The sequence below is a fragment of the Chitinophaga eiseniae genome (assembly GCF_012641265.1).
Taxonomy (GTDB): Bacteria; Bacteroidota; Bacteroidia; order Chitinophagales; family Chitinophagaceae; genus Chitinophaga; species Chitinophaga eiseniae_A.
This window is the reverse complement of record NZ_JABAHZ010000008.1, coordinates 108425-133536: the sequence shown is the minus strand read 5'-3', so window position 1 is coordinate 133536 and position 25112 is coordinate 108425. Positions and strand designations below refer to the sequence as shown.

At 47.3% G+C, this 25112-nt stretch carries 17 protein-coding genes; all 17 read left to right on the top strand.

Annotated features, from left to right (window positions below):
* Nucleotides 1–91: 91 nt before the first annotated feature.
* The 17 genes from HGH91_RS31560 (at nt 92) to HGH91_RS26030 (ending at nt 25106) form a co-directional block, all read left to right on the top strand.
* Nucleotides 92–2332, top strand: a complete 2241-nt coding sequence (locus HGH91_RS31560; protein ID WP_168741924.1) for a helix-turn-helix domain-containing protein — start codon at nt 92–94, stop codon at nt 2330–2332.
* A gap of 273 nt (nt 2333–2605) precedes the next feature.
* Entirely contained in the window at nt 2606–3361 is a 756-nt protein-coding gene (locus HGH91_RS31555) for a (Fe-S)-binding protein (RefSeq protein ID WP_168741922.1), read from the top strand.
* The gene (locus HGH91_RS26100) at nt 3342–4721 is read left to right on the top strand and encodes a lactate utilization protein B (RefSeq protein ID WP_168741921.1); all 1380 of its coding nucleotides are present in this window, start codon (nt 3342–3344) and stop codon (nt 4719–4721) included. Before HGH91_RS31555 ends, HGH91_RS26100 begins: the two co-directional genes overlap by 20 nt.
* Complete coding sequence (locus tag HGH91_RS26095; RefSeq protein WP_168741919.1) at nt 4718–5287, top strand: lactate utilization protein C; 570 nt, start codon at nt 4718–4720, stop codon at nt 5285–5287. The genes HGH91_RS26100 and HGH91_RS26095 overlap by 4 nt, the downstream gene beginning before the upstream one ends.
* A gap of 984 nt (nt 5288–6271) precedes the next feature.
* Complete coding sequence (locus HGH91_RS26090; protein ID WP_247651849.1) at nt 6272–8083, top strand: polysaccharide biosynthesis protein; 1812 nt, start codon at nt 6272–6274, stop codon at nt 8081–8083.
* A gap of 51 nt (nt 8084–8134) precedes the next feature.
* Nucleotides 8135–8941 carry a polysaccharide biosynthesis/export family protein gene (locus tag HGH91_RS26085; protein ID WP_317166857.1) on the top strand — a complete coding sequence of 269 codons (807 nt, stop codon included), beginning with the start codon at nt 8135–8137 and terminating at the stop codon, nt 8939–8941.
* A 17-nt stretch (nt 8942–8958) separates the two neighbouring features.
* A complete protein-coding gene (locus HGH91_RS26080; protein ID WP_168741915.1) occupies nt 8959–11346 on the top strand; it encodes a GumC family protein in 2388 nt (795 codons plus the stop codon).
* A 26-nt stretch (nt 11347–11372) separates the two neighbouring features.
* On the top strand, nt 11373–12686 hold the full coding sequence (locus HGH91_RS26075) for a nucleotide sugar dehydrogenase (RefSeq protein WP_168741912.1): 1314 nt from the start codon (nt 11373–11375) through the stop codon (nt 12684–12686).
* Between the two features lie 48 nt (nt 12687–12734).
* A complete protein-coding gene (locus HGH91_RS26070) occupies nt 12735–14252 on the top strand; it encodes an oligosaccharide flippase family protein (RefSeq protein ID WP_168741910.1) in 1518 nt (505 codons plus the stop codon).
* Complete coding sequence (locus tag HGH91_RS26065; RefSeq protein ID WP_168741908.1) at nt 14252–15346, top strand: polysaccharide pyruvyl transferase family protein; 1095 nt, start codon at nt 14252–14254, stop codon at nt 15344–15346. Before HGH91_RS26070 ends, HGH91_RS26065 begins: the two co-directional genes overlap by 1 nt.
* A gap of 6 nt (nt 15347–15352) precedes the next feature.
* A complete protein-coding gene (locus tag HGH91_RS26060) occupies nt 15353–15901 on the top strand; it encodes a serine O-acetyltransferase (RefSeq protein WP_168741906.1) in 549 nt (182 codons plus the stop codon).
* The gene (locus HGH91_RS26055; protein WP_168741904.1) at nt 15892–17049 is read left to right on the top strand and encodes a glycosyltransferase family 4 protein; all 1158 of its coding nucleotides are present in this window, start codon (nt 15892–15894) and stop codon (nt 17047–17049) included. The genes HGH91_RS26060 and HGH91_RS26055 overlap by 10 nt, the downstream gene beginning before the upstream one ends.
* Nucleotides 17050–17053: 4 nt before the next feature.
* A complete protein-coding gene (locus HGH91_RS26050; protein WP_168741902.1) occupies nt 17054–18427 on the top strand; it encodes a hypothetical protein in 1374 nt (457 codons plus the stop codon).
* A 6-nt stretch (nt 18428–18433) separates the two neighbouring features.
* Nucleotides 18434–20566, top strand: a complete 2133-nt coding sequence (locus tag HGH91_RS26045) for a DUF4091 domain-containing protein (RefSeq protein ID WP_168741901.1) — start codon at nt 18434–18436, stop codon at nt 20564–20566.
* 12 nt (nt 20567–20578) lie between these two features.
* Nucleotides 20579–21541: a glycosyltransferase family 4 protein gene (locus HGH91_RS26040; protein WP_168741899.1), complete on the top strand. Its 963-nt coding sequence runs from the start codon at nt 20579–20581 to the stop codon at nt 21539–21541.
* A 4-nt stretch (nt 21542–21545) separates the two neighbouring features.
* Nucleotides 21546–22913 (top strand): hypothetical protein, encoded by a 1368-nt coding sequence (locus HGH91_RS26035; protein ID WP_168741897.1) that lies wholly within the window; start codon nt 21546–21548, stop codon nt 22911–22913.
* A gap of 15 nt (nt 22914–22928) precedes the next feature.
* A complete protein-coding gene (locus tag HGH91_RS26030; protein WP_168741895.1) occupies nt 22929–25106 on the top strand; it encodes a bi-domain-containing oxidoreductase in 2178 nt (725 codons plus the stop codon).
* The last annotated feature ends 6 nt before the right edge of the window (nt 25107–25112 follow it).

Here is a 25112-nt window from a genome sequence, read left to right as displayed (position 1 = left end):
TTTGAGAAATGAATGATCCGGTCCCACACCGTTCATTTAACGTGCTTTTCGCCGGATTTTCTGTACATTTGCCTTTTCAATTTAAACAGAAATGCCCCAACCGGATAATACAAATACCATCTTTCACCTGGCGGCAGATTTCATAAACCATACTCACCGCCATATCTTCCTGACCGGTAAAGCCGGAACAGGAAAAACTACGTTTCTCAAGTATATTAAAGAACATACCCGCAAGAATACGGTAGTAGTAGCGCCCACAGGAGTAGCCGCCATCAACGCCGGCGGCGTTACCATGCACTCCTTCTTCCAGCTGCCTTTCGGACCATTTATCCCCGGCACGAAAAGAGGATTTGGCATGGATGAAATCAGCAGCACCGACAAACATAGCCTGTTTCGCAATATCCGTTTTACCAACGATAAGAAAGTACTGCTGCAGGAAATGGAATTGCTCATCATTGATGAGGTGAGTATGGTACGCTGCGATATGCTGGATGCCATAGACGTAATACTCCGTCATTTTCGCAATAAACCCCTGTTACCTTTTGGAGGCGTACAAGTATTGTTTATAGGCGACCTGTATCAGCTGCCCCCGGTGGTGCCCGATGCAGAGTGGCGGCTCCTCTCGGAATACTATAACAGTACCTTTTTCTTTGCCGCGAAAGTAATTGAACAGGCGCCACCGCTCTATATAGAACTGAAAAAAATATACCGGCAAAATGAGCAGATCTTTATCGATGTGCTCAACCGGGTACGTAATAACGAAGTACTGCACGAAGACCTGCAGTTGCTGAATGAACGCTATCAGCCGCATTTTACGGGAGATGATGAAGAATACATCGTACTCACCACCCATAACAGGAAGGCCGATGAAATCAATGCCCGGCGCCTGGCCGACATGCCGGGAAAAGTATACCGCTTCGAAGGCAAAATAGAAGGCGATTTCAGTGATAAAGCCCTGCCCACAGAGCTATTGCTGCAACTAAAAGTAGGCGCCCAGGTAATGTTCCTGAAAAACGACCTGGCACAGCCCCGCCGCTACTACAACGGGAAAATAGCCACCGTAAAGGAAATTGACGACGAAGAGATTGTATTGGTACTCGCCGGCTCCCACGAAGAACTTAAACTGGGCAAAGAAACCTGGAGAAATATCCGCTATTCCTACAATGCGGAAGAAAATAGCATTGAAGAAGAAGAAATAGGCAGCTTCACCCAGTTCCCCATCCGCCTGGCCTGGGCTATTACCATCCATAAAAGCCAGGGGCTTACCTTCGAACGGGCCATTATCGACGCAGGCTACGCCTTTGCACCCGGGCAGGTATACGTGGCCCTGAGCCGCTGCACATCGCTCGATGGACTGGTACTGCATTCGCGTATTGGGCATGGCAGCATTAAAACCGACCGCCAGGTGATCGAGTTTGCCGAAAAGGAAAACGAGCCCAATGAACTGGTGGTACTGCTGGAAATGGAGCGAAAGAAATTCCAGGCTACCTCCCTGCTCCAGCTATTTGACTGGTATCGTATGCAGGCAACGGTACGCACCCATGCCGTATGGATCCAGGATAAAAAGGTGCCTGACTTTGATGCCGCTATTACCCTGAGCCGGCAGTTCACCGCTAAAGTGGATCAGCAACAGGAAGTGGCCGCCAAATTTGTGCTGCAACTGCATCAGCTGCTCGATACCGCCGTACAAACCGGGGAAATGGAACAGCTGCAGCAACGGGTAAACAAAGCTATCGGGTATTTTACCCAGAGCATCTATGAAGACCTGATAGCGCCGCTACACGCACATATCACCGCCGTTAAAAAGGCGAAATCCAAGAAATACCTGCTCCAACTGATGGGCCTGGAAGCCGATTTCTGGAATAAACTGCGCCATGTCTGGGAAGTGTCTTATGCCGACCTGGTATTTACCAGCGGATTAAAAGACTATACCCGCCTGCGCGACGCGGAGGCAGCCGCTGCTGCAGCGCCTATCACCGCTGCCAAAGAAAAGGCCGCCAAAGGCAAAGTGGAGAAAGGAAGTAGCCGCAGAGGCACGCTGGAACTCTACCTGGCGGGCAAGTCGATCGCGGATATTGCCGCTGCCCGGCAGTTGGCCATCGGCACCATAGAAAGCCACCTGGCCCAGTGTGTCGAAGCAGGAGAAATGGAGATCGGTCGCTTCGTATCGGAGAAAACAATGCGGCTTATCCTGAAACACATCGGAGAACTGGGCGCTACGGCCGCCGGCCCCATCAAGGAAAGGGTAGGAGACGCCGCCAGCTTCGCAGAGATCCGCGTGGTGCAGTGGTACCTCAAAAAGAAGCAAGAGGAACAAATCATGAATGGGTAAGCCGAAAGCATAAAGCAGAAAGCAAAAAGCTATTGTAGCGAGTGATCTTAGCGGGTATTTACTCGTATTAATCACTCGCTACAATAGCTTTTTGCTTTCTGCTTTATGCTTTCTGCTCCACAGCAGGATGGACCGGGTTGGTAACACCAATCCGGTTCTTTATTTTGTACCAGTGAAAAATAAGCCAGTAACCGGTAAAAAAGAGGTAGGATTACTATTACGTTGCCCGCTAAATTTGCAGGGTCAGCAATGATCATTTAAATTACTTTACCCGTGAAAGTAGGATTATTTATACCATGTTATATTGACCAGTTCTACCCGCAGGTAGGTATTGCCACCCTGCAGTTGTTACAGAAACTGGGATGTGAAGTGGGATTCCCGCAGGGACAAACCTGTTGCGGACAACCCATGGCCAATTCAGGATATGAGCACCTGACGCACCAGTGCAATAGCCTGTTCATCAAAAACTTTGCTGACTACGACTATATTGTAGGCCCTTCCGGCAGTTGTGTGCTCCATATCAAGGATCACCTGCATGATCCGGCGGCGGAACCGAAGGCAGAGAAAATACGCCAACGTATATACGAACTCACCGAATTCCTGACCGATGTGCTGAAGGTAACGTCGTTGCCAGCCAGGTTCCCCTGTAAAGTGGGATTACACCAGAGCTGCCATGGACAGCGTGGCCTTGGACTGGCGCAGATGAGCGAGCTGGTGGCTGCGCCTTTCTCCAAACCCGAACAGTTGCTGCGCATGGTGGAAGGAGTGGAGCTGGTACCGTTGGACAGAGCGGATGAGTGCTGCGGCTTTGGTGGTACTTTCTGCGTAGCTGAAGAAGCGGTGTCCGTAAAAATGGGGAAAGATCGTGTAGCCGACCACGTTAAACACGGCGCAGAGGTCATTACCGGTACCGATGTTAGTTGTCTCATGCACATGGAAGGTATTTTGCGCCGGCAGCATGCCGGTGTGAAAGTGATGCATATTGCTGAAATACTCAATCAATACACAGATGAACAGGCAAACAGCTGATCACGCCACACTGGCCGACAAGTTCAACGAGGACGAACCCCGGGTAAACTGGCATGACCAGACCCTGTGGTGGGTACGCGCCAAGCGCGATCGCATGGCGTGGACCATCCCGGAGTGGGAGCAGTTGAGAGATACCGCTTCCAGCATTAAGCTCAATGCGCTGGGCAACCTGCATGATTATTTACTGCAGTTTGAACAACAGGCACAGCAGAATGGCGCCATTGTACACTGGGCGGCGGATGCGGCAGAGCATAACCGTATTGTGACGGATATCCTCCAAAAACATGGGGTGAAGCGAATGGTGAAAAGTAAATCCATGCTCACAGAGGAATGCCACCTGAATCCACACCTGGAAGCCAACGGTATTGAAGTGATTGATACGGACCTGGGCGAAAGGATTGTGCAGCTGGCCAAGGAACCACCGAGCCATATCGTATTGCCCTGTATTCATAAAAAGAAAGAGGAAATCGGCGAGTTATTTCATGAACACCTGGGCACTCCCGCCGGCAATGCTGATCCGCAATTCCTGACAGCGGCCGCCCGCCTACATCTCCGGAAAGAATTCCTCCAGGCCGACGCCGCTATTACCGGCGTGAACTTCGCTGTAGCGGAAACGGGAGAGATGGTGGTATGCACCAATGAAGGAAATGCAGATATGGGAGCACACCTGGCCAAGGTACATATAGCCTGTATGGGCATAGAAAAGATAATCCCGCAGCGTAAGCACCTGGGCGTTTTCCTGCGCCTCCTGGCACGCAGCGCTACCGGGCAACCCATTACCACCTATTCCAGTCATTTCCGGAAGCCCCGGGAAGGGCAGGAGCTGCATATTGTGCTGGTAGATAATGGTCGTTCCCGGCAGCTGGGACGGGAAGATTTCCGGAACTCGCTCAAATGTATCCGTTGCGGGGCCTGTATGAATACCTGCCCCGTATACCGGCGCAGCGGCGGACATAGCTATCACAATGCGGTAGCGGGTCCCATTGGCGCTATCCTGGCACCTAACCTGGATATGAAGGATTATGCTGACTTGCCCTTTGCGTCGACGCTCTGCGGGTCCTGTTCCAATGTATGTCCCGTGAAAATAGATATTCACCAGCAGTTGTATAAGTGGCGGCAGGTATTGGTAAAAGAAGGTTATACCAGCACGGCTAAAACCGCTGGCATGAAAGTAATGACAGGGGTATTATCTGCTCCCGGTGTATATAAAACAGCCGGTAAAATGGGCCGCTGGGTGATGCGTGCTTTTCCGGGGATGGTTAACAACCGGATGAATCCCTGGTATAAACAACGGGAAATGCCAGCGCCGCCGGCACAATCATTTTCTGAATGGTATAAGAAAAATAAAAAGTCAACATGAGCAGCAGGGAAAAAATATTAGCCGCTATAAAACAACATCAGCCGGAAGCATCCGCTCTTCCTTCGCTGACCGGTTTATCCGGTAATATGCCCGGCACATTGGAGGCTTACCGTAAAGTGCTGGAAGGATTAGGCGGTGTGCTGTTTGAAATAAAAGCCGAAAGCGAAATCCCTGCTATCCTGGCACAACAGTACCCCGGTTTACAACGGGTAATTACTGCCAGCGATATACAACGGGCATGGGCCAACGAAGATCCTCACCTCCTGGAAGATGTGGATATGGCTATTGTACCGGGACAATGGGGAGTGGCAGAAAATGGCGCCATCTGGGTTACGGAGGAGGATATACATGCGCGGGTACTGCCCTTTATTTGTCAGCACCTGGCTATCGTATTACCACGTGAACGGCTATTGCCTACCATGCATGAGGCCTACGAACAAATAGGAGCCCCTCAGTCCGGTTTCGGGGTCTTTATTGCCGGACCTTCCAAAACCGCTGATATAGAGCAATCCCTGGTGCTGGGAGCACATGGCGCCAAAAGCCTGGTGGTATTTATCATCGGATAAATTACGTAGGCGCGACCTGATAGGTGCACCATCATATAAATTACGTATGCACTTCTGCGTTAGCAGGCATAGCACGGCCCCTCCGCTTAAACGGAGGGGCCGTGCCGTTAGTCAGGTATCCTGATAGATGTATAATATAAATATTTTAGTAAATTTTTAAAGACAACGTTATTTGTTTAAATAGTTCGTTAACTTTAGATCATAAAAATAAATAAATTGTCAAAGTTGGTATGGTGTTTGTTTCTAGTGCGGGCATTGTAAGTAGTCATTGACGCAGATTTTTTTGACCATATCGTATAGCCATATTTTTTAGTAACTGCGTTAACCAGAAAATTGAAAGACCATGTATCATCACTTAGCAAACACTTTAGAGCTGTCAAAGAGAAGCCATTTATTAAAAAAGCAGCAGCTGTTGCTCCGCCACCAAGGGAGCAAGTCAGGTAAAATTTCTGTAGTTATAGGTCATATGAATAGCAGATGTTGCTGATCTGATCTGTATTCGTGTATACGTCAGGGTTATTTCTGTATTGTGTGTACAGGTAGCGTTTGAACGAATAATCCTTCCGATACGGTGTTGTTATAATCGCTTGTTAAAGCCGGTTCGGATTCCTTATGCACTGTCGTTTTATCAAAAGATAGAGATGTTGAAAATTTTTTTTCACACTTTACTTTTTGATAACAGAAGTTATCAAATTTAGTAGTTACTTTGTGATAACTTTGAAAACCGATAGTTTGTAATCATTTATTTTCGTTCTGACATTAACTGAAAGCGCCCTTATGAAAACCTTGGAAAACCTGCGCGAATGTAGTTAGTCAGCCGAGCATATTTATATTTAATAACCATATCTTATTATTGAACCTATGGTGCGTAGTTCATCGTGGATTACCCCGTCATGGCTAATTCTTCTATTAGACCTCGGGTGTTCCGTTATCGCAATTAATATCGCATTCCTCCTCCGGCTTAATTTTGATCTTGAGGCATTAATGGCATATGCAACGGTGAAAACCGCCGCGATTGTGCTGGGTGTAAACCTGTGCCTGTCGCTCTTATTGCGGACTTATCGCGGCATCGTGAGATATACCAGCCTGGCGGATATTGGCCGTATTGCCGGCCTGAATATTACCAGCTGCCTGATATTATTTACAATAGGTTACAGCCGCTTACCGGATATGGAAATGAATATCTTCCCCATATCCGTTATCCTGATTAATTTCTTTGTTAGTTCCTTCCTGTTATTGTCTTACCGGTTATTGGCAAAATGGATATTCCGGTATTATAAAAAAATTCCCCGGCGCAACCGTACCCGCGCAGCTATTTACTATACCGGGCATTCCAGCATGATGCTGCGTAAAGCTATCAGTGATGACCCGGCTGCCGATATCCGGATCACCGCATTCCTGGCGGATACCAACTCACATGCAGGCAAATCCATAGAAGGACTTCCTGTATATGCTTCCCGGAAAGGGCAACTCTTTAAAATGGTAAAGGAAGGAAACATCTCCTTACTGCTTATTCCTAACGATCACCTGGACCCAGCTCACCTGAACGACCTGGTAGAAGAGTGCATGGCATTAAATATCCGGGTGCAAAAAATTATTCCCGTGAGCCAGTGGACAGAAGGCGCCAGCAACAGCATTCAGCTAAAGGATATTAATATTGAAGACTTGCTCGAGAGGTCTGTTATTAATATTAAGAATAAACAGCTGAATAAAGACCTGAAAGGGAAGAGCATATTGGTAACCGGCGCTGCTGGCTCTATAGGCAGCGAGATAGTAAGACAACTGTTGAATTATAAACCGTCCGTCATCGTCCTCTGCGATAAAGCCGAATCGCCCCTGCATGAGCTGGAGCTGGAAATTGCAGAGAAATCCGAAGGTATACAGGTGATTCCATATATCGGTAATGTATGCGACCGGTTAAGGATGCAGCAACTGTTTGATATCTATGCGCCTGCCGTAGTGTACCATGCTGCTGCATACAAACACGTGCCCATGATGGAGAAAAATCCATCTATCGCCGTGATGAATAATGTACTGGGGACGAAGATCGTAGCGGAATTGTCGGTAGACTATGGCGTGGAAAAATTTGTGATGGTATCCACCGACAAGGCGGTAAACCCCACCAACGTGATGGGCGCCTCCAAACGTATCGCAGAAATCTTTTCTCAAGCTTTCAATAACTATCTCAGCGAAAAATACCAGAAGATGGGCCCCATTTTTGGCGCGCCACCTACCCGTTTTATCACCACCCGTTTCGGAAACGTACTGGGCTCAAATGGTTCAGTGATTCCCCGGTTTAAACAACAACTGGAAAAAGGTGGTCCGTTAACCGTTACTCACCCGGAAATCACCCGCTATTTTATGACCATTCCCGAAGCTTGCCAGCTGGTGCTGGAAGCAGGTTCTATGGGACAAGGAGGAGAGATATTCGTTTTCGACATGGGCCAGCCCATGAAGATTGCAGAGCTGGCGCGTAAAATGATCCGGATGACCGGTAAAGAACCGGGAAGAGATATCCAGATTATCTATACCGGCCTGCGCCCGGGAGAGAAGCTCTATGAGGAACTCTTAAACAATGCCGAAAATACATTGCCTACTTATCACGAAAAAATTATGATCGCCAAAGTAAGAGCAGTCGATTTTACAGAAGTGAATGAGCAGGTGAACCAATTGATAGAATCTGCCAGGAAGCATTATCTCACGCCAACAGTGGCCAGGATGAAGCAGCTGGTACCAGAGTTTATCAGTAAAAACTCTGCCTACGAAGAACTTGATAAGGGAAAAATGATTATCTAATCCACCCTTATTCATTACTAAACCAGCAACTAGAGTATTTATAATATGTGTGTGCGATCTATCAGAGATTTCAAAGGAATTATCGTTTTATTATCAGGAGTCATCACGTTATTGGTCAGCTCCTGTTCGGCGCCTAAAAATATAACTTATTTCAAGGATGTACCGGATACCATCAGGCAGCATGAAATACAACAGGCGGCTTATTCAACGCCCCTGATCCAGGTGGATGACATCTTACAGGTGACCATCCAGACATTAGATCCCACCGCTACGGCGATGCTGAATCAATCCAGCGCCCCCGTACCGGTAAGTGGGAATACCACGGCTGCAGCCCCCGCTGCGATAAGTGGTTACCTGGTAGACAAAGACGGGTATATCGTATTGCCCCTGATAGGTAAAATAATGGTACAGGGTAAAACCACCGACAGCGTAAGAGAAAATATCAAAGCAGTAGCCGCTACTTATTATAAAGACCCGGTAGTGAACGTACGCTTTGCCAATTTTAAAATAACAGTACTGGGAGAGGTCAACAGACCATCTACCTACGTGATGCCCAATGAGAAGGTAACCTTACTGGATGCATTGGGTGCCGCAGGCGATCTGACCATCTACGGAAAAAGGGAAAATGTGCTGCTGATCAGGGATAACAACGGCAAGAAGGAATTTATCAGGATGAACCTGAACCAGAGCAATATCTTTTCCTCTCCTTACTTTTTCCTGAGACAGGGAGATGTGATATACGTAGAGCCTAATAAGGCTAAAGTATCCAGCACAGACCTGGCGCAGGTAAAACGTATTTCTATCATGGCATCTGTTCTATCACTGTTGATCGTAGTGGTGTCGAGAGTCAAATTTTAAATTTTTAAATGGAAAACATGCCAGAGCACATCTTTAAAAATCAGGGCGCCTATTTAAATGGGCACGAGGCCAGGGAGCCAGAGAAAGACAATGGTATCAGTCCCCGTTACATACTCGATACCCTCATGCGGCGTTGGTACCTGTTTGTCATCTTTGTGATCATGGGAGTAGGCGGCGCATGGCTATACCTCCGCTATGCCACACCAGGCTATAAGATCAGCGCCAAAGTATTGGTGAAAGATGACCAGAAAGGGGGGGATATCCCCGGCCAGGAAATACTCCAGCAACTCGAAGTGTTTTCCAATAAGAGCAGTGTCGACAATGAAGTAGAGATATTGACATCACGTACACTCATGCAGAAGGTGGTCAACAACCTGCAACTAAATACTTCTTACTTTGTAGAAGGAAGGGTAAAGGAAACCGAGCAATACGGTAACCTCCCTTTTGCACTGCAATGGCTTTCCCTCAAAGATACCATTATGAAAACCTCCTATGTGGTATCGCCAATAGGAAAAGACAAATTTGAACTGTCGGGCGAAAAAGGCACCCGTACTGCCTCCTGGAATGATACCCTTCATCTCCGCGAGGGGATCGCCAAATTTGTGCTCACGGGATTGCCCTTTAGCAGACCGGCATATACCGTGAAAGTAGCATCTGTAGATGAAACTACGGCGAATTACCAGCTCCAGCTGGATGTACGAATTCCGAATAAACAGGTAAGCACCATCGATCTCACCCTGAACGCCCGCGTTCCGGAAAAAGGAGAGAAAGTGCTGAATGAATTGCTGACGGCCTACCTGAAAGCAAGCGTGGAAGACAAAAACCGCATTGCCGACAGTACCATCGCCTTTATCGATAACCGCCTGGTAATAGTTACCCAGGAGTTGTCGGGCGTGGAAAAAAACATTCAACAGTTTAAGCAGGCCAATGAACTGGCCGATATCGAAGCCCAGTCAAAATTACTGGTGCAGGGTACCGGCGATGCCCGCAAACAATTGCTGGATCAACAGGTACAACTGAACGTGGTAGAATCGCTGGAGCAATATATGCACGATACGGAAAACAGTAAAAGGGTAGTACCCTCTTCCCTGATTGTACAGGACCCCACCTTCGTAGGACTGGTACAGCGTTACAACACCCTGCAGCTGGACAGGGAACGGCAACTGATGTCCAACACGCCTACCAACCCGGTAATCGTGACGATGGATCAGCAGCTGGCCGGTATCCGTGCAGACCTGCTGAGCAACCTGGCCTCCCTGAAGAGAGGAATAGAGGTAGGCATTGCCGAGCAACAAAAGAATGCCGGCGCCCTCGATCAAAAGATCCGGCAAGTGCCGGCGAAGGAAAGAATATTCCTGGATATCTCCCGTCAACAGTCTATCAAACAGGAACTGTATCTCTTCCTCCTGAAAAAGAGAGAAGAGTCAGCGATCTCCAAAACTTCTAACCTCGCCATCGCCCGCATTATCGACGATGCCAAAAGCGACGCCCTGCCTTATAAACCAAAACGCTTACTCATGCTCCTGGTGGGAGTGGTACTTGGCTTAGCGCTGCCTGCCGCCTACCTCTATATGAAGGAACTGCTGAGCAGGAGAGTGAAGAATAAACAGGATGTGACGAGTAATACGCCGGTTCCGGTGCTGGCAGAAATTGGTCACAGCGCCAACAATATGATCATCACCAAAACGGATTCCCGTACACCAGTAGCAGAACAGTTCCGGGCACTAAGAACCAACCTCCAGTTCGTGTTGTCCGATATCAGTAATAAATCAGTGATTGTTACTTCCAGTATGGGAGGTGAGGGAAAATCTTTCGTATCTACCAACCTGGCAGCCGTGCTGGCCCTTTCCGGGAAAAAGGTGGTGCTGATGGAAATGGATTTACGCAAGCCCCGGATTGCAGAGCGACTGGGATTGCCTAACCATGAGGGCTTTAGCACCTACGCCATCGGCAAAACGTCTATGGATGCGCTGATTAAACCATCGGGTATTCACGATAACTGTTGGATAATCAGTTCGGGACCTATTCCACCCAATCCTACGGAATTATTCCTGCAGACCAGAACGGAAGAGTTGTTTAAAGAACTGAATGAACGCTTCGATTATATCATCATCGATTCCGCTCCGATAGGATTGGTAACCGATGCACAGATCCTGGGACGCTATGCAGATGCTACACTGTACCTGGTGCGTCACAGCTTTACGTTCAAGCAACAGCTGCAGATTTCTAAAGATCTGTACCTGCAGCGCAAGCTGCCAAGGCTCAATATCGTGATCAACGATGTGAAAAATAATAGTGCCTACGGATATGGTTATGGATATGGCTACGGATACGGGTATGGCGAAAACAACCAGCGCAAGGGCATCCTTGGGAGAAGGAAAAAGAAAACAGTATCACAAGACTAAAAAATAAAAAGAAGAATAAATATTTTATGGTGAAGATTAACAACAGCGTTGAGAATATCCACCTGGCCGTTATTGGCCTTGGCTATGTTGGTTTGCCGTTAGCGATAGAATTTGGCAAAAAATACGATGTATTGGGATTTGATATCAACAAGGAAAGGGTACAGGAATTGGCGGCCGGCATTGACCGTACCAGAGAAGCTAACATGGAAGACCTGAATGCGGTGATAGCACTCAAAGCCGATAAGAAATCTGACATCGGGCTCGCTTTTTCTTCCAATGCTGCTGAGCTAAAAAAATATAACACCTTTATCGTCACCGTGCCTACGCCCATAGATGAGTTTAAGGCGCCAGATCTGGGCCCGCTGATCAAAGCCTCTGAAATGCTCGGAGGTATCCTGAAAAAAGGCGACCTGGTTATTTATGAATCAACCGTATACCCCGGTTGCACGGAAGAAGATTGTGTGCCGGTACTGGAAAAAGTATCCGGACTGAAATACAACACCGATTTCTTTGTAGGCTACTCCCCGGAAAGGATTAATCCGGGCGATAAAGTAAATACGCTCACAAAGATCCGGAAAGTAACCAGCGGCTCTACCCCGGAAATTGCTGACAAGGTAGACGCCCTGTATGGTTCTATCATTGAAGCAGGTACACACAAAGCACCCAGCCTGAAAGTGGCCGAAGCTTCCAAAGCGATTGAAAATGCCCAGCGCGACGTAAACATTTCATTTGTGAATGAATTGGCGCTGATCTTCGATAAAATAGGTATTGATACCAACGATGTTATTGATGCTGCCGGCACCAAATGGAACTTCCTGAAATATAAGCCAGGATTGGTAGGCGGCCACTGCATTGGCGTAGATCCTTACTACCTCGCACATAAAGCAGAATCTGTAGGCTATCATCCGCAGGTAATCCTTTCCGGCCGCAGAGTAAATGATCACATCGGTCACTTTGTAGCCAATAAAGTAGTAAAGCTGATGATCGACAAAGATCATAAGATCAAAGGGTCGAGGGCGCTTATCATGGGCATTACCTTCAAGGAAAATTGCCCGGATGTACGTAATACCCGCGTAGTAGACATCTACCACGAACTGCAGCAGTTTGGGCTGAATGTAGATATCTATGATCCCTGGGCTGATCCGGCAGAGGTAGAAGAAGAATACGGCGTAAAAATATTAAATGCTATAGATAAAGCAGCGGTATATGATGCCATTGTTGTAGCTGTTGCCCATAAAGAGTTTTTAACCTTTGATTACCTGAAATACAGGCGTAACAACGGGGTCATTTTTGATACCAAATCTTGTGTAGACAGAAGCCTGGTGGATGCCAGGCTTTAGAACCGGTAACCAACATATAGGTATAAGTAAATTGTAAATTGATAGTTGATGTCAATGAAAGGAGTGAGCTATGAGATGTCGTTAAACCTGGGGACGAACTTTTTAGCTTTGGTTTTAAATATTCTATTAGGACTGGTAGTTGTACCGTTCTATATAGCTAAGATTGGTGTAGATGGCTATGGTATTATAGCGTTGGCTACTTCTTTCAGTTCATACCTGTCTATTATTACGATCGCTATCGACGCGTCGGTTGGCAGGAACTTTACGTTGGCAATGAGAAAAGATGATCATGCGTCTTCCAACGCCATCTATTCTTCTTCTATTATCTCAGCCTTGCTGTTGATTGTTGCCATCCTGCCGCTGATCGGCTGGTTTCTGTATAAAATAGACAGCCTGGTGAGTTATCACGGGCATACCGTGAATGAAATGAGGTGGGTGTTTGTTGCTATCATTACCTCTTTCGTACTCACCTTTATCCGCGGGCTCTTCCTGGTGCCGGCTTTTGCGTCGAATAAAATATACATTCAGCGCATTATCGCCATCCTGGAAATAGTGGTCAGAACAGCGTTGGTGTATTTATTACTCAATGCTTCTGCCCAGCTAAGCCTGATCGGCGTGGCCTTTTTCCTGGCATCGCTGGTATCATTTGTGGCCGCGCTGATCTGGATTATCCGGAAATTTCCGTTCCTGAAATTACGGGCATCCAGCTTTGATAAGCAGATCGTGAAGTACGTAGGGTCTATGAGCTTCTGGTTGGTCATTAACCAGATCGGTACATTGCTCTTTATTAATATTGATATCATCTTACTGAATCATTATTACGGACCTACCGCTACCGGGGAATTCAGTACAGTAGCGCAATGGCATACCCTGTTGCGCTCTTTTGCGGGGGTATTTGTGGCCATCTTTACACCGGTGGTATACAAGTATTACGCAGAAAAGGATTTTAATAACCTGCTGAAATTCTCGAGGTATTCCGTAGTCGCCATGGGAGTGGTGTTGGCGATTCCTATCGGTATCATCGTGGCGTATTCTGATGTGATACTGAAACTTTGGATTGGCGACCGGTTTGTTCATTTTTACCCGTTGATGATCCTGCTGACAGGCCATTTGATCTTTAACCTGTCGGTACTGCCGATACTATCGATCAATGCGGTATACAACAAAGTAAAAGTACCGGGGCTCACCTCGTTTTTCTGCGGAGGGCTTAACCTGGTACTGGGTATATTGATCATCAAATATTTCGACCTGGGTATTTATAGCGTAGCCATAGCATCTGCTATACTGCTGACTTTAAAGAACCTGATTTTTTCCCCTACTTATGCGGCAAAGATATTAGAGCAACGTTTCTGGTTTTATTATCCCAGCATAGGCAGAGGAATGGCATTATTTCTATGGGTATTGCTGATGTCGTGGGGTTGCAGGCATTTCCTGGTACCCGGTTCATGGATGGCCATGTGTGTGTCGAGTGCACTCATTGGTGTGGCAAGCATACCCTTCGCCTGGTTTGTAACATTGAATAAAGACCAGCGATTATTAATTGAAAAACTTATAAGGAGAAGGTAATGAAGAAGGCACTGATAATTAATGAGGGATTTTCTAATAACCTGGGGGATCAGGCTATCAGGGAGAGTATGACCAGCTTATTGCGGGACAGTGACTTTAGTACGGAGTTCGCCTATTTTACCAACCCCAGGCTGGCGCGACTGCCCGAATATGATTACCTGGCCGCAGCAGCTACCGGCAATGTAATAGCGCCTATGTCGCTTACCAGTAAGGCAAGATTGAAATTGGCTTTCTACTATTGGATTGGCATCAACTATAACGCTATCCGGAAGAAATTATCAGCAGGCGAATATGATGTGATCGTAATAGGAGGGGGACAGCTGATAGAATCATCTGGTAAAGATTATCCCAGCAGGTTTTCTATTGCTTTATACTGGTGGACATATTTGATTAAAAAATTTAGTCAGGCTAAGATCTATATTATCGGGGTGGGCGTAGGCACAACGTTTAATGCGAAAGAAAAGAGCCTGTTTGCCAAAGCCTTATCCAGGGTGGACCTGGTATGGGTACGGGATCAGTTTTCCAAAATACGCCTGCAGGAACAATTTGGTCATAAGGCCATTGTAACGCCGGATATTGCCTTCTACAGCGGTAAAAACAGGATGGAGGAAGCAAACCCCAACCGGAAAGCGCTGATCGGCATCACCAATTACAAGGAAGTTTTTTCGAAGTATAATAAACTGGCAAAGTCCAGCGAGGCCTATTATGAAGAGTGGTATGCGGAAATCAATAACTACCTGCGCCAGGGGCTAACGGTGGAACTGTTTTACACTACCATTACTGATGCCGCGGAAACCATTGCCTTCCGCGATTATATACGCAGCAAATACAATGTGGAGATCAGCGTGGCCAAACTGGCATCTATCGATGATTTAAAGCAATTATACAAGTCGGCATCCGATGTGTATTCCGGAAGAATGCATGCCTTGATACTGGCTATGAAACATCAGTGTAAGGTGAAGGCCTACCTGATTTCGCAAAAACTGAAATCCTTTAACGAGGAATATATTTCTTCCGGCACGCAGACGATTGAATACAGCAAGAAGATCCGGGGCACATTCAACGACCTGATGATTGATAATATTAAACTATAGGATAGCATGAACGCCTGGAAGCTGATAAAGTCAGATTTGTACCGATACCATGGAAGAACCGGTGTAAAAGATTTACTGAAAGGATTTTGCCTGATAGAGGGATTCCGGTATATGTTTTTTTTCCGGTTATGCGCTGGTAGTACTGGTTTACTCCGGCTTTGGTGGCGACTGTTTATCCGGCATTATTCTTATAAGTACGGATTCCAGATACCATACACTACCCGCATAGGGAAAGGATTTTATATCGGGCATTTTGGTACGGTGGTGATCAACGGGAATGCCAGCATTGGTGATAATGTAAATATTTCACCGGGAGTTATTATCGGGCAGGTGAGCAGGGGACGGCTAAAAGGAGTACCCACAATAGGCAATAGCGTATGGATAGGTTCCAATGCGGTGATTGTAGGAAATATTACGATAGGTGATGACGTGTTGATTGCGCCCGGGGCTTATGTAACCATGGATGTTCCCGCCGGCTCGCTGGTAATGGGCAATCCAGGTGTGATTTCACCAGGGAAAGGTGTAGAAGGTTATATTTTGAATGAATGCAGATGATGAAAAATGTATTAATCATATCTTATGAATTTCCACCCATCATTGGTGGGGCGGGCGTTTATGCACATGACCTGGCTATTGGGCTGGTAAAAAATGGGCATAAGGTAAGCCTGTTGACGTATAGTACCCCCAACAACCGGCAGTTCCTGGCTGACTTCGGAAAGAAATACCAGGTAGCTTGTTATACGATCCCCGCCAGAAAAATTATTCACTTTTACCTGCTTTACCTAAAATTTAAGGAGATACTGAAACAGGCATCATTTGATACCATCATCTTTAGCGACGGTCGCTCGAAGAAGATGGGAGCCCTGTTTCAGTCTTCGCTAAAAGGTATCCTGGGACGGTCGGTTTCTATTCTTCACGGCAACGAGAAAAATAGTTTCTTCGAAAAACCCTCCCTGGCACTGAGATTGTTTGGCATGCAGAAAAGAATGCTGAATTTCTTCCTGCAACAAAAGAAGATCATTGTGGTGAGTGAGGCAGAGCTCAGCATGTGGCAGCAAACTCCGCTGAAAAATCAATTGCACTTAATCAGGCATGGTATTGACACCGATATCTTCCAGCCAAGAACAACGGCAGAAGTGACCGTGTTGAAAGCACAGCTAGGTATTGATAAAGAAAGACCTATACTACTCAGCGCTTCCAGGATCGTAAAAGAAAAAGGACAGGAAGTGGTGCTGGAGAGCTTGGATAAGATATTGCAGTCTGTGCCGGATTTGCTTTTTGTAATTGTGGGCAATGGGGATCATTTACCGCAACTGGAGCAGATGGTGGCCGCGCGTGGATTGCAAAACCATGTAGTGTTTGCAGGTGGTGTGTCCAGGGATGTATTGTCTACCTACCTCGCTGTTTGCGACCTGTTCATTTTGCCCAGCCAGTATTATGAGTCATTCGGGCTGGTGTACCTGGAGGCCGCGGCTTGCGGTAAAGCAGCTATCGCCGGCAACCGGGGAGGCACTAATGAAGCCGTGGTAGAAGATGTAACCGGGTACCTGGTAGATCCATTGTCGAGAGAAGCAATTGCAGATAAAGTGATCAATGTATTACAAAATAAGCCGCTGAGAGAGCGTTTGCAAACCAACGCCCTGAAAAGAGCAACCGCCGAATTTTCAAATATGCGCATGGCGGAGCGAATAATAAATTTTTGATTGGATGATAAGGAACCGAAGCGCCCATATTAATATTTTATGCCTGCTGAACTTCGTTTTTGCAGGAGTAGCCGGCATCGTATCTGTTAGCCTGGCTACTTTCCTGTTTAACGTATTGCTGGTGCTGTTTGGAATGGGCTGCATTCACCTGATGGCCAAAGACGCCGTGAAGCGACAATCGTCCTATACGATCTTCCTGTCTTTTTTCCTGGTATATGGTACTTATATGATGATCACCAATGAACTCTTTGTACAGGACCCATTCAAGGATATCTTTTATGCAAAAGATTCGGTGACCTTCTATACTTACGTCGATAAAGTATCAGGCGCGGGCAGCATCGGCGAAATCGGGACTTACTACCGGAACGACTTCTTTGCGAATGACTGGAAAGGATTTGCCTATTTCTCCACCGTGGTGGCATTCATTGCAAAAAGCATCGACATTAACTCCTTACTTTTACAGAAACTCCAGATTGTGGCTTGTTCCAGCGCCATACTGGTCATCCTCTATAACCTGCTGGCCAACTATATCACAGACGAATACAGTGTAAGGATGACCGTTATATACGGCTTCCTTTCCTATAACTTCTTTTATTCTGCCATTTACCTGCGGGATGTGCACATAGGTTTATTCTTTGGACTTTATTTTTTGTTGATCGTTTTTCGGAAAGGGTTTGCAGGTATCTTTTATGGCCTTTTGCTTACCGTGGTCATCTTTTTCTTCCGGCCCGAGCACGGCTATTTCTCTGTGTCTTTCCTGTTTGCCTACATCTATTTGCTGGTAACAGATAAGAATAATGTAACGGCCAATAAATTTAAGATCCCTATCCTGGTGATGCTGGCATTGCCTGCACTAACGCAGATTGCGGTGCTGCAGGAAGGGCTGAATACGATACAGAACACGAGCGATAGCTATCGTGATTTTTCGTCCTCCAGTGCAGGGCTGGGCTCTTTTGGCAGCATGTTGCTTCGCCTGCCTTTTGGAGTGAGACATATTGCGGTGGGTTTGTTTTCCCAAACGCTTCCCTTCCCGTTCTACTCGGTATGGGAGGAGAATCTCTTTTTTATACCCTGGTCTGTTGCTGCGGTATTCTGGTTTGTGGTGTGGGTAGTGATTATTTACACGAGCCTGATAAAGCCAAGGAACCCATTATTCCAGTTTAAAGAATTGAATATTTTATTTGCGATTGCCATCCTCTTAATCCTGGGTGCCAGCGCAAATGCAGATACACGGAGAATTATGTCGGTATACCCCGTTGTCTTTGTCATTTTTTCGGGGGGGATTTTATCACTGGCTAAAGCCAAAAGAAAGCAACTCGTTGCCCGGGGATTGTTGTTTTATTTCACCCTGATTTTTGCTTACGCCTTAATAAAATAAAGAACGATGATGCGCAAACTTTTTAACATAGTATGCTCTGGCAGTACCCAATACGCGAAGATGTGTATCATCATCGTGGGGTGCCTGATGACTTCCTGTGCAGACACGTTTTCTCAGAATATCGCAGACAAGGCGACAATTGCTGTTACGCCGGCGCCCAATTATACATTAACGAAAGACAAGAGCCAGAAAGAAATGCTGACAGATGGCAGATATGCCAGCGTGCTTTCCTTCTGGAAGGATCCTGCGGCGCTGGGTTGGCAGAATGTGAAGCAGGTGACCATCGACTTCTCTTTTGATAAACCGGTGCCGGTATCCCGTGTTAACCTGAATACGGTAACAGGGCAGAAAGCGGAAGTGAGTATGCCACTCAGCGTGCTGGTATTTATCAGTAATGATCAGCAGCAGTGGCAGTTCCTGGGTGATATGACAGAGCAATCGTCTGACAAAGATGAGTATTATAAAATTATTCCGCTGTCGTTGAAAGGCCTGCAAGCTGTAGGGAAATATGTCAGGGTGCTGGCTATTCCCAATGGCAGCTACTTTTTTACAGACGAAATACAAATTATAGCGGGTAAAGATAATGCCGGTAAAGCTGGTACCTATAAAACCGTGAGCGACAACGACCTCCCTGGCTTTATTAAAACCTGCCGGGATGCGGCGATCGGCAAACGCTTTTCAAATGAAGCGAGCGGCGCATCGGTAGCTAAAAGTGCCCCCCTGTCGGTGATGTCGGCCACCACTTCCGGTCAGTCGGGAGTTACCCTGGTGCCGCTGGCGTCCCCGTTTGCGCCCGATTTACAGGCGGTAAACAGCCCTGTTCCGGTAGAAACGTTTAAGGGATTGTCGTCCTACAGTGGATGGCTGATCTCCAATCCCGGCAACCAGAGCGCCACCGTTACGTTGTCATATACCAGCAACGCCGGCGACCTGGGTGTAAATGTGTACTGGGCTAAACCGGTGAAGAGCCGCGATTTTAAAGTGATCCCCGATGCCCTGATGGAACTGCAAAGTGGCGCTTCGATGGAACTGGCGCCGCGGGAAAACCGCCTTATCTTAATGAAAACCCTGGCTAAAAGCGCGGGGAATAGCAAGGTAACACTTAGCATAAAGGACCCGCGCCATACAGCCAGCAGCGAACTGGCTATTAATGCCGGCAATGCCTCCTTGTCGGGCTATACGAACCTTCGCCCCGATGTAAACGTATGGGCCTATTTCAGCGATCCCCTGCTCCAGGGCCGGGAAGCCAGTGCACGGCAGGATTTGCTGAATCACTATGTAAATACTTTTGTGATTCCGCCAGGCATATTGCTGCCCAATGTACCGGTGGCCAGTAACCAGAAACTACAGGCTTACCTCCAGTATATAAAAGGATTTGATAAGGTATTGCTTTACCTCGATTTTTCCGTGAATGCGAAATCCGGCTTCCTGTCTGATGCCTGGAAGCAATCTTTCCTTACCTGGTACGATGCGTTGATGAAAGCCATTGTAAGTGCCGGTATATCCGCAGATAACGTATACCTGTATCCGTTTGATGAGGTAAAACCCGCACAGCTCAATACGTTTCAACAGTTTGCCGACTGGATTAAATCTGCCAGGAAAGACGCCCGCATTTTTGCCACTATTTCCAATGCCGGTACTTTAAAGTCTATAGGCAACAACCTGGATATTTGCCAGCTGTTTTGCAGCCCTAATATTCTCCGGGAGAAACAGCAAAACTATGCACCCCGTGGCAAAAACTGGCTATACGATATTAAGAAACCTACCAAGTCTTTATCTCCTTACAGCTATTACCGGTTAATGGCTTGGAAAGCATACGCATCGGGCATTACCGGGATCGGCTTCTGGCAATATGCCGATGTAGGGCATGAAGCCAACGCTACGGCTGTATGGGATGATTTTGATGGTAAGTCGGCCGATTTTGCCGTGATCTACGATGATGGCAATAAGGTGCTGTCCAGCAGGAGATGGGAGGCCTTTAAAGCAGGCGTGGAAGATTATATGCTGCTATCGGCCTACGCCCGGAAGGCAGGACAGCAGGCGGCGATGGACTTATGCCGCAGTGTGCTGGCCAACGAAGGGCAAGCCCCGGCAGCAGAAGATGCGAGGAAGAAAATGATTAAAACACTGGGAAATTAAGAAGAATAAAAGATGAGGAAACCGGCACTATTGATATTGGCTACCATGCCGCCTCCCATTGGCGGAATCACGATGCACATCAAGCGGCTGCGGCAGTTCCTGGATGGTAACGGATACGATTACACGTTTTCAGATATCAGGAGAGCTAAACCTGCCGACACCCTGAAAAGTATCTGGCGGCACCGGTTTGTTCATTTCCATGTATCCAATCCCCTGTTAAGATGCGCGCTGGTAACAGTCAGCACCTTGCTGGGGAAGAAAGTGGTATTTACTTACCATGGAAATGTGGGACAGTATAGCGCCATGAAAAACCTGGCCGACAACTGGTCGTTCCGCCTGGCTTACCAGCCGATTGTGCTGAATCAGAAAAGCATGGAACTGGGCAGCAGGATGAATAAACGTACCCGGTTTATCCCGGCGTTTATTCCGCCAGGACAGGAGGAAGTGCTGCCGGCGGCTATAAAAGAAGCCGTGTTACAACAACGCACCCGCCTGGTTTGCGCTACCAATGCCTCCAGCGTGTCGAGAGACAAGCAGGGCCGCGAAATTTACCAGGTGTCGTTGCTGGTAAAAATATTTAAAGCATGGCCGGAAGCGTGTTTGATCATTTCCGATCCGTCGGGCAGCTATCAAAGATATTTTGCCGAAACAGGAGAACCGCTGTCGGAAAATATCATACTCATTGATCAGCCGCATAGTTTTTTTGAAGTGCTGAAAATGTCGGATGTGTTTTTACGGATCACCACCACAGATGGTGATTCATTGTCGGTGAAAGAAGCGCTGTACCTGAAGAGACAGGTGCTGGCAACAGAGGTGGTAAACCGCCCTGCCGGCGTGCAGCTGGTACCACTCAGCGAACAAGCCATAGAACAGGCGATTCGTCAATTGAAAAAAGGAGATAATAATACACCAGGAGTTCATTTAAAGAATGCAGCCGCCGAGTTATTGGAGCTGTACCAGGAAGTAATCAATTAGCTGTATGAGTTTAATCGTTTTTGTTAAAAAGAACCTGAATATAAATAGTCCTTTGATCGGGAAGGCCTTATCGCTTATTCCCTTTGAAAGCAGACCCGGCGTAGGAAACGTTTACCAGCGCAGGCGGTCGGATATTGCGGCCTATGAGGCATTGGATATAGAAGGACAGCGGGCATTTATATTGCAGCGCTTTCGTCACATATTAAACTATGCTTATGAACAGGTACCGTTTTATAAATCCTACTACGACGAAAAAGGATTTTCTCCAGGGGAGGTACAATCTTTTGACGACATACAAAGGGTGCCCGTGATCAACAAGGAAATACTGAAGCGATATGCGGTGGAAGAAAGAACGGCTGACATAAAAGATAAGTACATCGCCAATACCGGCGGTTCTTCCGGTAACCCGCTTACGTTTTATGTATCCTCGAAAATGATTGCCAATGAATGGGCACATATGCACCGTATCTGGGAACGGTTGGGATATAAGCCCAGTAGCCTGAAGTTGACCTTTGCGGGCAGAAGCGAGTTTAAGAAGAACTGCGTGGAATATGATGCCCTGCGTCATAGCTACGGCGTAAATATTTATGAAGACCTGAAGCTGTGTGCAGCAGAGCTGAAGAAAATTCTGAAAAGGCAGCGGATTGAATACCTGCATGGTTATCCCAGTGCGCTGTATGAATTTAGCTTATACTGCCGGGATCATGATCATGAATTGATCGGGCTCCTGAAAAAGAACCTGAAAGGGGCTTTCCTGAGTTCAGAATACCCGATGCCCTTATTCAGAGATACCCTGGAGAAGGTTTTTGGCATATCTACCATTTCCTGGTACGGGCATACTGAAAGGAGCGTACTGGCTTATGAAACGGAGAAGTTTGTGTATACGCCTTTCCAGACCTACGGATATACGGAGGCGTTAGATAATAACGCCAACAACGGTACACAAAACCTGGTAGGTACAGGCTTCTATAATATGGCTTCTCCCTTAATCAGGTATGATACCTACGATGAAATCAATGATGCAAAGTCAAACCATGGCGTATTGCAGTCATTTTCCATCGCGGGGGGCAGGGCTGGCGAATTTGTGCTGGATGCAAAAAACAAAAGGATTCCTTTAACAGGACTCATTTTTGGGCGTCATCACCGGTTGTTCGATATGTGTTCGCATCTCCAGATTACCCAACGGCAGCCGGGAGAAGCCACTATCCTGTATGTATTGTCTGACAGTATCTCTGAATTACAACACCCGGAAAAATTATTTGATAGCAGTAACGTGGATATACGATTTGAGTTTAAGTTAATTGATCGTCCTATTAAAACCGTTTCAGGAAAGGTAAACCTGCTGGTGAACCATGCTGAAATAACAAACTAATAAACTATTGAAGCAATGAAACAATTGATCCAGTCTTTCAAAACAGGAGAAACTATATTGGAGGATGTACCAGCGCCGGGTATCAGCCGGGGCTGTGTGCTGATACAAACTACCCGTAGCCTGGTGTCGCTGGGAACGGAGCGCATGCTCGTGGAGTTTGGGAAGGCCAACCTGATCCAGAAGGCCCGTCAGCAGCCCGATAAGGTAAAGCAGGTATTGGATAAAGTGAAAACGGAAGGTTTGATGCCCACCCTGGAAGCTGTATTCAATAAACTGGGACAACCACTCCCTTTGGGATATTGTAATGTGGGAAAAGTGATCGCAGTAGGAGAAGACGTACATGACTTTAAAATAGGTGACCGCGTGGCCTCTAATGGCCAACATGCGGAGTTTGTATGCATACCGCAAAACCTGGTGGCAGCCATTCCAGACAATGTAACCGATGAAGAAGCGGCATTTACTGTGATTGGTTCTATCGGGCTGCAAGGCATCCGGTTATGCAATCCTACCCTCGGTGAAACAGTAGTAGTGATCGGCCTTGGCCTGATCGGTTTAATGACCGCAGGCTTGCTGGCAGCCAATGGCTGCAGGGTTATAGGCGTAGATCTCGACGCAAAGAAAATAGCATTGGCGCGTGAAAAAGGTATCATCGGCATTAATCCCCGGGAAGGAACGGATGTGGTAAAAGCCGTGATGGACCTTACCGGCGGCATTGGGGCCGACGGCGTTATTATCACCGCTTCTGCCAAAACAGATGATATCATTTCCCAGGCTGCCCAGATGAGCCGTAAGCGCGGCAGGATTGTGCTGGTGGGGGTAATCGGGCTCAATATCAGCCGGGCAGAGTTTTATGAGAAAGAGCTCACCTTCCAGGTATCCTGTTCGTACGGGCCTGGCCGTTATGACGAAAATTATGAGCAACGGGGCCAGGATTATCCATTGTCCTTTGTGAGATGGACAGAAAAAAGAAATTTCGAAGCCATACTCCAGGCCATCAGCGCCCGGAAGCTGGATGTAGCTTCTTTGATCACGGAGCGGGTGCCATTGGCGGAATACCAGAAAATATACGGCGATATAGGGCATAGTAATGCCATTGCCTCCATCCTGGTATACCCCGAACAGGCCACGGCAGAGCGGGTGGTACAGGTTATTCCCGGTGCTTCTTTCAAAGGCTCGAAAGGCGTTTTTGGCATCGTGGGAGCAGGCAATTTTACCAAGATGACCATGTTGCCAGCCCTTGAAAAAGTAGGCGCCAATATTAAATACATTGCCAGCGCCGGAGGGGTTACCGGTACTGCCCTGGCAAAAAAACATAAGATCGCCTACAGCACCACCGACTACCAGGAGCTGCTGCACGATGCAGATACCGACGCGGTGTTGATCACCACCCGTCATAACGCGCATGCGGGTATGGTAACGAAAGCCTTACAGGCGGGCAAACATGTGTTCGTAGAAAAGCCGCTGGCACTCAACCGGGAAGAACTGGAAAGGATTGTTGCGGCGTACAACGGATCTGTTACGCTCACCGTAGGATTTAACCGCCGTTTTTCGCCGCATGTACAGAAAGTTAAACAACTGGTAGGTAACACGCCCATGAATATCATTGCCACTATGAATGCCGGCGCCATACCGGCCAATGTTTGGGTGCATGATATGAAAGTAGGCGGTGGCCGTATCATCGGGGAAGCCTGCCACTTTATAGACCTGATCACTTACCTGACCGGTAGTAAAGTAAAGGCCGTTTGCATGAATGCCATGGGCACCAACCCGGCAGAAAACACGGACAACGCTTCCATCTTATTGCAATATGAAAACGGTTCCACCGGCGTAATCAACTATTTCTCCAATGGATCCAAAACATACGCAAAAGAAAGGATAGAGGTGTATTCACAGGAACGGACGGCAGTCATCGACAACTACCGGGTTACCGAAGGATTCGGGTTTAAAGGGTTCACCAAATTGAAGACCGGCATTGATAAAGGGCACAAGGCCCAATTCGGACTATTGACCGAACGTATCAAAAATGGTGGCGCAGCACTCATTCCTTTTGACGAAATCATCAATACCACCCTGGCCAGCTTCGCTGCAATTGATAGCCTGAAGCAAGGGGGCTGGGTAGCAGTAGCGCCCATAGGCGCTACCGCCAAAAACCGTTCGGAGAAAGCGGAAGAGAGGCCTGTAGCAGTTGTATAGATTCGT

What these genes read in the sequence shown, in the direction of transcription:
- HGH91_RS26035 (WP_168741897.1), top strand. Translation starts at nt 21,546, where the DNA reads ATGAGTTTAATCGTTTTTGTTAAAAAGAACCTGAATATAAATAGTCCT.
- HGH91_RS26055 (WP_168741904.1), top strand. Translation starts at nt 15,892, where the DNA reads ATGCAGATGATGAAAAATGTATTAATCATATCTTATGAATTTCCACCC.
- HGH91_RS26060 (WP_168741906.1), top strand. Translation starts at nt 15,353, where the DNA reads ATGAACGCCTGGAAGCTGATAAAGTCAGATTTGTACCGATACCATGGA.
- HGH91_RS26040 (WP_168741899.1), top strand. Translation starts at nt 20,579, where the DNA reads ATGAGGAAACCGGCACTATTGATATTGGCTACCATGCCGCCTCCCATT.
- HGH91_RS26090 (WP_247651849.1), top strand. Translation starts at nt 6,272, where the DNA reads ATGGCATATGCAACGGTGAAAACCGCCGCGATTGTGCTGGGTGTAAAC.
- HGH91_RS26045 (WP_168741901.1), top strand. Translation starts at nt 18,434, where the DNA reads ATGATGCGCAAACTTTTTAACATAGTATGCTCTGGCAGTACCCAATAC.
- HGH91_RS26080 (WP_168741915.1), top strand. Translation starts at nt 8,959, where the DNA reads ATGCCAGAGCACATCTTTAAAAATCAGGGCGCCTATTTAAATGGGCAC.
- HGH91_RS26095 (WP_168741919.1), top strand. Translation starts at nt 4,718, where the DNA reads ATGAGCAGCAGGGAAAAAATATTAGCCGCTATAAAACAACATCAGCCG.
- HGH91_RS31560 (WP_168741924.1), top strand. Translation starts at nt 92, where the DNA reads ATGCCCCAACCGGATAATACAAATACCATCTTTCACCTGGCGGCAGAT.
- HGH91_RS26075 (WP_168741912.1), top strand. Translation starts at nt 11,373, where the DNA reads ATGGTGAAGATTAACAACAGCGTTGAGAATATCCACCTGGCCGTTATT.
- HGH91_RS26050 (WP_168741902.1), top strand. Translation starts at nt 17,054, where the DNA reads ATGATAAGGAACCGAAGCGCCCATATTAATATTTTATGCCTGCTGAAC.
- HGH91_RS26065 (WP_168741908.1), top strand. Translation starts at nt 14,252, where the DNA reads ATGAAGAAGGCACTGATAATTAATGAGGGATTTTCTAATAACCTGGGG.
- HGH91_RS26030 (WP_168741895.1), top strand. Translation starts at nt 22,929, where the DNA reads ATGAAACAATTGATCCAGTCTTTCAAAACAGGAGAAACTATATTGGAG.
- HGH91_RS26070 (WP_168741910.1), top strand. Translation starts at nt 12,735, where the DNA reads ATGTCAATGAAAGGAGTGAGCTATGAGATGTCGTTAAACCTGGGGACG.
- HGH91_RS26100 (WP_168741921.1), top strand. Translation starts at nt 3,342, where the DNA reads ATGAACAGGCAAACAGCTGATCACGCCACACTGGCCGACAAGTTCAAC.